Below are 8,285 nucleotides of genomic sequence, written 5' to 3' on the forward strand. Positions count from 1 at the left end.
AAAATGTTGACCGGCCTCAAAACCGAGGAAAAGGATGTTAAGGCCATCGCCGGCAATGTAAGTGGTGCCTTGGCCTACACAAAAGGGCATCCGTACGGTGAATTTTCTACGGAAGAATCCGTAAACAAAGTGACTTTAGAAGATGTCAAAAAGTTTTATTCCAATTACTTTCTGCCCGCGCACGCGTATTTGGTCGTTGTGGGGGATGTGGAATTTAAGGAGGTAAAAAAGCTGGTGGAGGAATATTTCACGCCCTGGACAAAAGGGACTCCGCCATCACTTGGCATTTCGAATCCCTCGGATGCGCTGTATACCCAGATCAATTTTGTGAACGTGCCCAACGCCGTACAATCCGAAATCATTTTGGAAAACCTAGTGCTCCTTAAAATGAAAGATCCGGATTACCTTCCGGCACTATTGGCCAACGAAATACTGGGCGGCGGTGGCGAAGGCAGGCTCTTTCTGAACCTTAGGGAGGACAAGGGCTACACCTACGGGTCGTATTCCCGTTTAGGCAATGACAAATATGCTCCTTCACGTTTTAGGGCGGTCGCCAGCGTCCGTAATGCCGTAACCGATAGTTCGGTCGTGGAACTTTTGAAGGAAATTGAAAACATCCGGAAGTCACCAGTCAGTGCGGCCGAACTTGAAAATACAAAAGCGAAGTACACCGGCCGCTTTGTCATGGCCTTGGAAGATCCCCAGACCATAGCGGAATATGCGCTCGATATCGAAACCGAAAGCCTTCCTAAGGATTTTTACACGACCTACCTCGAACGCGTCAATGCGGTGACCGCTGAAGATGTGCAAAAAGCGGCTCAGAAATACATCAAGCCTGAAAACACGCGTATCGTCGTTACAGGCAAGGCCAGTGAAGTGCTGCCCAATCTCGAGAACATCACGTTCAATGGAAAAAAAGTGCCCGTAAAATACTTCGATAAAAATGCCGATCCCACCAAAAAACCTGCGGACGGAGCGGCCGCCCTACCTAAAGGCATTGGTGTAAACGAGGTGCTGAACAAATACATCGAAGCCATCGGTGGCAAGGACAAATTATCCGGCATCGAATCTTATGTCATGACCGCGGAAGCCGAAACGCAGGGCATGAAATTAAACCTTGAAATGAAGAAAACGGCCGACGGCAAGTTTATGCAAGATGTCAAGGTCGGTGGCAATTCGATGAGCAAGCAGGTATTCGACGGCGAAAAAGGCTATATGATGATGCAGGGCCAGCGCAAGGATATGGGCGAGGAAGAAATCGTAAAGATCAAGGAAGAAGCCGTGCCCTTTCCCGAACTGAATTATTTAGGGGATGATACTATCACCCTTGAAGGTATGGAGACCGTCGATGGTAAAAAAGCGTACAAACTGAAACTGTCCGAAGAGAAATCCGTCTTTTACGATATGGAAACCGGACTCAAAGTACAGGAAATCACCACGGCCGAAATGGGCGGGCAACAGATGACCAGCACCATAAACTATAAAGACTACCAAGAGGTTTCGGGAATTCAATTCCCCTTCACCCTTGCCCAGACCGTCGGCCCGAAGAGTTTTGACTTCAAAGTGACCGAAGTCAAGATCAACGAAGACGTTTCGGATACGGATTTTGAATAAAATGATATGGCACCGAGAACACAGCTCCGTTTTGCATCCTTTAACCTCTACAACCTCAACCTGCCCTGCGAATGCTTATCGTCGAAGAGTTGAAAGATACAGATCGGCCGCTGGTCGTGATTGGCGACCTCAATGACGGACGGTTGAGCAACTCCCTGAATATCTTGACCGGCCAACCCAATTATCTGATCAGCGGCAGCAAAGGGGGTACCGACACCGGACTATACACCGTTGCCACCTTGGAACAGTACCGAAGCCTACGGGATGTCTACTACACCCTTATCTACCAGAACATCAAGGAATCTTTGGACCATATTCAAGTATCACAGGAATTTTACGATGCCTCCAGAAAACGGGTCTGGGCCTACAAGGGAATGGAGATTACCAACGACCACCTGAACAATGACATCCACAAAGAAACCGGTACAAGCGATCATGGCGTGGTCAAGGCCAGTTTTGAGTATCGACCCATTTAATAGACTAATTTCGTTTTATTCACCAAAATTCGGGCCGTACCCTAACAGACTTTCGTGAAAGCTATCGAAATCAGCTCTAAAAGTCTATATTTGATAGCATCAAATTTGACAGCATCAAGTAAAACTATCACCATGAACCCATCCTGAGTTATTGTCGGGAACCGATATTTTTACAAATCGCTGGTAAAATATTAACCCAAGATAAGTTCAATATCCCATATCCCCTTTCCACGACTTTTCCTAAATTCAAAAACCATGAAAAAAGAACCTTTCTACCTCGTAGCGATTCTCTTCCTCTCCCTTTCCGCCTGCAAGGAAATACCAAAAACAGAAACCCAGACCGAAGAGAGTACAACTATAATCGACGAGACCGCAAAGACCCGGATAGATTCCACCTTACAACATTTTGTAGATTCAGGAAACATCTCGGCTGTTTCGGCCCTAATCTATGAAAACGGAAAAGAGGTCTATTACAACGCATTCGGCCACGCCGACCGCGAGGCGTCAAGACCGATGGACCAAAATACCATCGTACAAATCTATTCGATGACCAAGCCCATAACGGGCGTTGCCTTGATGACCCTCTACGAAGAAGGTAAATTCGATTTGGACGACCCCCTGTCAAAATACGCCCCGGAATTTGGCAATATGAAAGTCTACACAGGCGAGGATGCTTCCGGAAAACCAATTTTGGAAGACCCGAAGCGACCTATGACCATCCGTGACCTGACCCGACATACGGCCGGCTTTGGAGGTGTGGGTGATACCGGACTCGGCAAAATAGTAGCGGAAACCGATGCCCTGAACCGCGAAAACACATTGGTACAGATGGCGGAAAAGATGGGCAGTACGCCTTTGGCCTTCAGTCCCGGGGAACAATGGTTGTATGGCCCTTCCGTAGACGTTCAGGCCTTTTTGGTGGAACGGATTTCTGGGCAACCCTATGGTGATTATGTGCGCGAACATGTGCTTGACCCATTGGGGATGGACGAGACTCGCTATTTTATCCCGCAAGAAGATCGAGACCGTTTTGCAGCTTTGTACCGTAGAACCAGCGAAGGCATCTTGGAACGTGATACAATTACCTATTCCAATTATCTTGAAAAATGGCCGTTGACCCGTGGCGGTTCCGGACTGACCTCAACCGTGGACGATTATATGAAATTTGCCCAAATGTTGGTACACGAAGGCACTTTGGATTCTGTTACGATCTTAAAACCGGAAACCGTAAAACTCATGGCCACCAATCAATTGGCCGATAGCGTCACCGAACGCCACTTTTTGCCGAGTAAAGGTCAGGTAGGTTTCGGTATCGACTTTGCCGTTCGAACCGCGCCTCCTGCCTCCGCGGAGGAAAACTACGGCGAGGTGGGGGAGTTCTTTTGGGACGGGGCGGCCAGCACCCTCTTTTGGGTCGACCCCGTCAATGATTTGACTGCGGTACTGTTCGTCCAGCTAATGCCCTATGACCAAATCGGATTGCATAAGGCATTTCGGGACGCCGTTTATGGGGAGTATTCCAAAGGGGATTGAGTGTATACATCGGTTGTATATTTCAAAAACAAATTCACGGATTTTCAGATGTATCAATACGTACAATAAAAATACACGATCCATCGTCTTGACCCTATGAACCTGTCTTGGGTTTCACTAATTTAGATTTCACCTAAAATGAAAATGATGACCCTACGCATTCCTTTTTGCCTGATTATGTTGCTGATGTTCGCAACGTGCTATGCCCAAAATCCCGATTCCTTACTACTCAAGCAAAATTACGACCTGAAGGAATACCGCATCCCCATGCGCGACGGGGCCGAACTGTTCACGGTGGTCTATACCCCGAAGGATACCTCCAAAAAGTATCCTATTTTAATGAACCGCACCTGCTACAATGCATCCAATTACACTGATTATCAATACGCCGGATATCCCTCCAAATATCTGGTGGAAGACGGTTATATTTTGGTCTTTCAGGATGTTCGTGGTAGGTACATGTCCGACGGTACTTTTGACAACATGCGACCGAACATCCCCGGAAACAATCCGAAAAACAAAAAGGATATTGACGAAAGTTCCGATACTTACGATACTATCGAATGGTTGGTAAAGAACATCAAGGGGAACAATGGCAAAGTGGGTATGTACGGTATTTCGTACCCCGGGTATTACGCAACCGCGGGCACGATCGATGCGCATCCGGCATTGAAAGCCTCATCGCCGCAAGCCCCGATTGCTGACTTTTTCTTCGACGACTTCCATCATCAAGGCGCTTTTTTGGAAAGCTATACGGCAGCCTTTGCGGTTTTTGGCTATCAAAAGGACAGTCTGACCCGCGAACCTTGGTATACGGACAAGCTGATGCGGTTATATGACAATCCGGCTCCCGATGCCTATGATTTTTTCCTTAGGATGGGACCGCTCAAAAATATCACCAAAAAATTCCATAGCGATAATTTCTTTTGGAAGCAGGTCACCGAACATCCCAACTATGATGAATTTTGGCAGAAACGGAACATTCTGCCCCATTTGAACGACATCAAACCGGCCGTTATGACCGTTGGCGGATGGTTCGATGCCGAAGACCTCTATGGCCCGCTGAACATCTACAAGACCGTCGAGGCCACTAGCCCCAAAACCGAAAATACCATCGTGATGGGACCCTTTGACCACGGCGGATGGGCGCGGGAAACAGGTAAGACCGTACACAACCACATTTATTTCGGGGACAGTATCGCCACCTTTTTTCTTAAGGAAATTGAGCAAAAATTCTTTGCCAAACACTTAAAGGACGAGGCCACGGACCCCTTACCCGAAGCCTATATGTTCGATACAGGTTCGAAGGAATGGAAAAAATTCGACCAATGGCCCCCCGAAAACATAGAAGCCGTAAGTCTGGCCTTTGGCAAAAACGGCAAGCTCAGTATCAATGGCCCCATAGATGAAACCGCGAAGTTCGAATATACCAGCGACCCTAAAAAGCCCGTACCGTATACCTCCCAGACCGAAGGTTTGACCTTCACGCCCCGAAGATACATGTCCGACGATCAGCGAGAGGCGTCCCGTCGGCCGGATGTACTTACCTTTGAAACCGAACCGCTAACTGTGGACAGAACGCTGGCGGGGGAGATTTTGGCCAAGCTCAAAGTCGCCATCAGTACTACCGATGCCGATTTTATTGTGAAGGTCATTGATGTCTATCCGCCCGATCATGAGAATTACGAGCATAATCCCGATAATATTGTCATGGGCGATTACCAACAACTGGTACGTGCCGAGGTTTTCAGGGGAAGATTTAGAAACAGTTTTGAAAAACCGGAGCCCTTTGTTCCCGGCAAGGCTGAAGACGTTAACTTCCGTTTGCAGGATATTCTCCACACCTTCAAAAAAGGGCACCGTATCATGGTGCAGATTCACAGTACCTGGTTCCCCTACATCGACCGAAATCCCCAGAAATATGTGGACAACATCTATGAGGCCAACGAAGAGGATTTTATCAAGTCCAATATTACCGTCTTCGGGTCTTCGACCGTCGAAGTTGGGGGTACTCAGGATTGCTGTCAACCGGCTCCGTTTCAGGTGAAAGAGGAAGAGATGATTAAGGATTAACAAACCGAATCTATTTACGATAACGTACTTACCTCGGCCGACCCCGCAAAACTTATTAAAACATAATCTATTTTCGAGGGTAGCATTGCAAGGTGAAAGTGTGGAAGTTTCGGAAAATATTCCGACGGACGGGCGGGATTTTTTCAGCTGTAGTCCCAATGGTTATTATACGGAATAGCCTGTACCTGCCAATTTTCAGGTATTGCTTTAAAGTCCTTAGATAGCGACTTCATGAGTTTTCTAGTACCTTCCCTGAGCACTGTTCTTCTACTTTTTCGTACTAGCTGTACAACATCTTTCTCTATTTGTTTTTTGATGACGAATCTATTTCGGTATTTGTAATAGGCATCTCTTTTTAAGGAGAAAGCATCACAGACAGCATCGATGGTCATACATATCCATCATTTTTATACATATACTTGTTGATTTTTGTATACACATTTCAGGACGGGTCAAATATTTGGGCAACGGTGTTTGGATGATTGTTGATCGTGATTACATCGATACGTTAACCAGAAGCGGAAACCGGCTTTCGGAAACCGCAAAAGAATCCCATTTTTTAGAACATCAAAGTTTTGCTCCCAACCAAATATTGCCCCTAGCCGATGCTACGATTTTAGTAGGCCATCCCAACGAAACTAAGAGCCTTACCTACAAAGTGGGGATCAACGGTAGTTTGGAAAAGAAGCCCTATAGTTTTATTTTGGATACGGACAAACGGATCATTGCGAAACCGGAGAGCGATAAGGAGGTTGTGAAGTTTTTAGAGGATAAAAGGTAGTGGGCAGTGGCAGTAGCGGTTGGCAGTAACTTTTGAATCAATCTATGATATGCCCGGATTAACTTAGTCACCTTTTAATCAAACACCAAACAATAAACTCCAAACAACAAACTCCTAAAGCGTCTTCAAATCCTTAATCGTCTTGAACGCCACATCGACTTGATCGTCGTCGACCAAAATGGTGAACTCGTTCGTGGTGGAAATCACTTCATAAAGTACGATGCCTTCCCAAGCCAGTCGTTGGAAAATAAAATAGTAGATGCCCGGTACGGAAACGTTTTCTGCGGGTAACTTTACGGTGATCGAGGACAGGTTTTCCGCCTTTTGGGTACACCGCTCCTTTTCGAAAAGCGATTCGACCGTCGCATCAAGACTGTTGCTGACCACGATATTCAGTTCGTTCACACCACGGGAAGACGTATAGAACACCTCTTTGTTCTTGTTCACCTCGTCCAAGAGCTGCGCTTGATTTTTTAAAACGGATTCAGACACTAGAAAGGTAAAATCCGTCAGCGAAGAGCGGACCGTGATTTCACCGATGTTCTTTAATACCTTGATAATCTTGTGCGTGGCACGAAACTCCAAATCGTCGGACAATCGTTTTAACGCCATTACAATCGCCCCATTGCGGACTTCCTTGCCCAATTCGTGCTCGATTTCTGGATTTATGATGCGTGACAGCGAAGTCAAGTTGATAATACCCTGAGCCAAAGCACTTTGCAAAAATGGCTTCTTTCTGATGTATTGCTCGACTATAGAGGATATGGTTTTCATTGAAAATGAGGTTGATTGACAAAAATAACAGATTGTTACAAATAAAACAAATTGACGTGGGTCGGAAAAGAATTACCAAACAAAAATGTTGGCTTTTCGCGCATAGAAACTGATCTATCAAGCACGTTCAATAAAATCAGAGAAGAGAAAATCTCACGAATCATCCATGATCCCTCGTCTTTCACACCACGTAAGGAATCAGGAATCGGTCATCGAGCATCGAGCATTCTAACAATCAAAAGTGATAAAAAGCGCTCTCCAAATGCTCAATTCTAAAGACCGCGCTGTTCTTAAGAATAGTAATGACATCAAAGCGCACCTCAACATTATCAAGCTTTCGTGAAGTTACATAGTGGTTGGCACCCCTGACCAATAGTTGTATTTTTTTGTGGGTAATGGTTGCAGCTATGGGAATGATATGATCGGTGCTGCGCGCCCGCACCTCGACAATGGCAAGAATACCCCCTTTTTGGGCTATGATATCGATTTCCGACTTTTGGTAGCGGTAGTTTTTCTGTTGGATGGTATATCCCTTTTCAATGAGATACGCTGCGGCTATCTTCTCGCCCTCCTTGCCGAATTCGTTGTGTTTTCCCATGTTTGCCCCTGATTGTTAACGGCATTTTACCATCCACCGAAAAAATAACCCTTCTTACCGAATAAATTGGCAGATGCCGATCAATTTATTAAGTCATACGTCGAAAATACACCAATGACCACACTAATGAGGAACCTTTATCCGTTAAGAACTCGACCCTTTACGTTCCCCAAACACGGATAGGGCCTTAGCCTACTTGAAATTATGGAATACTTCGTGAATTGCAATACGGCCCCACTGGCGCCGTACACAACGCCCTTGAATCCATCCAGGGCCGCTCATTTATATCGAAGACTGGGATTCAGTGCCTCCGCCCAGACTATTGACCAAGCGGTCGGCATGAACGCAGGCACGCTGGTAGACTCCCTCGTAAACCAAGCTCTGAACCAAGCGCCGATCGCCCCACCGGTCTGGGCCAATTGGAACGGCAGTAATT

8 protein-coding genes and 1 pseudogene are annotated in these 8,285 nt (G+C 46.3%); 6 read left to right on the forward strand and 3 right to left on the reverse strand.

Translation table 11 applies throughout. The features are described from left to right. From ACEW8S_RS12265 to ACEW8S_RS12280, 4 genes are all read left to right on the forward strand, one after another. On the forward strand, positions 1 to 1,614 hold a 1,614-nt coding region (locus ACEW8S_RS12265; protein WP_373518437.1), incomplete at its 5' end, for an insulinase family protein. A gap of 71 nt (positions 1,615 to 1,685) precedes the next feature. Then, positions 1,686 to 2,090: a hypothetical protein gene (locus tag ACEW8S_RS12270; protein ID WP_373518438.1), complete on the forward strand. Its 405-nt coding sequence runs from the start codon at positions 1,686 to 1,688 to the stop codon at positions 2,088 to 2,090. A gap of 255 nt (positions 2,091 to 2,345) precedes the next feature. Beyond that, on the forward strand, positions 2,346 to 3,623 hold the full coding sequence (locus tag ACEW8S_RS12275; protein WP_373518439.1) for a serine hydrolase domain-containing protein: 1,278 nt from the start codon (positions 2,346 to 2,348) through the stop codon (positions 3,621 to 3,623). Positions 3,624 to 3,767: 144 nt separating this feature from the next. Beyond that, positions 3,768 to 5,696: a CocE/NonD family hydrolase gene (locus ACEW8S_RS12280; RefSeq protein WP_373518440.1), complete on the forward strand. Its 1,929-nt coding sequence runs from the start codon at positions 3,768 to 3,770 to the stop codon at positions 5,694 to 5,696. Positions 5,697 to 5,839: 143 nt separating this feature from the next. Here the strand turns inward: ACEW8S_RS12280 and ACEW8S_RS12285 are convergent, their stop codons facing one another. Then, the gene (locus ACEW8S_RS12285) at positions 5,840 to 6,088 is read right to left on the reverse strand and encodes a hypothetical protein (protein WP_373518441.1); all 249 of its coding nucleotides are present in this window, start codon (positions 6,086 to 6,088) and stop codon (positions 5,840 to 5,842) included. A 68-nt stretch (positions 6,089 to 6,156) separates the two neighbouring features. Between ACEW8S_RS12285 and ACEW8S_RS12290 the strand changes: the two genes are divergently transcribed. Next, on the forward strand, positions 6,157 to 6,477 hold the full coding sequence (locus tag ACEW8S_RS12290) for a hypothetical protein (protein ID WP_373518442.1): 321 nt from the start codon (positions 6,157 to 6,159) through the stop codon (positions 6,475 to 6,477). A 114-nt stretch (positions 6,478 to 6,591) separates the two neighbouring features. Here the strand turns inward: ACEW8S_RS12290 and ACEW8S_RS12295 are convergent, their stop codons facing one another. Next, positions 6,592 to 7,251, reverse strand: a complete 660-nt coding sequence (locus ACEW8S_RS12295; RefSeq protein WP_373518443.1) for an aspartate kinase — start codon at positions 7,249 to 7,251, stop codon at positions 6,592 to 6,594. Between the two features lie 235 nt (positions 7,252 to 7,486). Continuing rightward, entirely contained in the window at positions 7,487 to 7,849 is a 363-nt protein-coding gene (locus ACEW8S_RS12300) for a YraN family protein (RefSeq protein WP_373518444.1), read from the reverse strand. 204 nt (positions 7,850 to 8,053) lie between these two features. On the opposite strand from ACEW8S_RS12300, the pseudogene ACEW8S_RS12305 reads away from it, so the two are divergent. After that, positions 8,054 to 8,285: pseudogene (locus ACEW8S_RS12305) on the forward strand (DUF1800 domain-containing protein); the annotation flags it as partial.

Source organism: Pricia sp. (genome assembly GCF_041745955.1).
Lineage (GTDB): Bacteria > Bacteroidota > Bacteroidia > Flavobacteriales > Flavobacteriaceae > Pricia.

Coding starts and splice junctions, on each gene's coding strand:
- ACEW8S_RS12275 (WP_373518439.1), top strand. CDS start 2,346: ATGAAAAAAGAACCTTTCTACCTCGTAGCGATTCTCTTCCTCTCCCTT.
- ACEW8S_RS12295 (WP_373518443.1), bottom strand. CDS start 7,251: ATGAAAACCATATCCTCTATAGTCGAGCAATACATCAGAAAGAAGCCA.
- ACEW8S_RS12300 (WP_373518444.1), bottom strand. CDS start 7,849: ATGGGAAAACACAACGAATTCGGCAAGGAGGGCGAGAAGATAGCCGCA.
- ACEW8S_RS12285 (WP_373518441.1), bottom strand. CDS start 6,088: ATGACCATCGATGCTGTCTGTGATGCTTTCTCCTTAAAAAGAGATGCC.
- ACEW8S_RS12280 (WP_373518440.1), top strand. CDS start 3,768: ATGATGACCCTACGCATTCCTTTTTGCCTGATTATGTTGCTGATGTTC.
- ACEW8S_RS12270 (WP_373518438.1), top strand. CDS start 1,686: ATGCTTATCGTCGAAGAGTTGAAAGATACAGATCGGCCGCTGGTCGTG.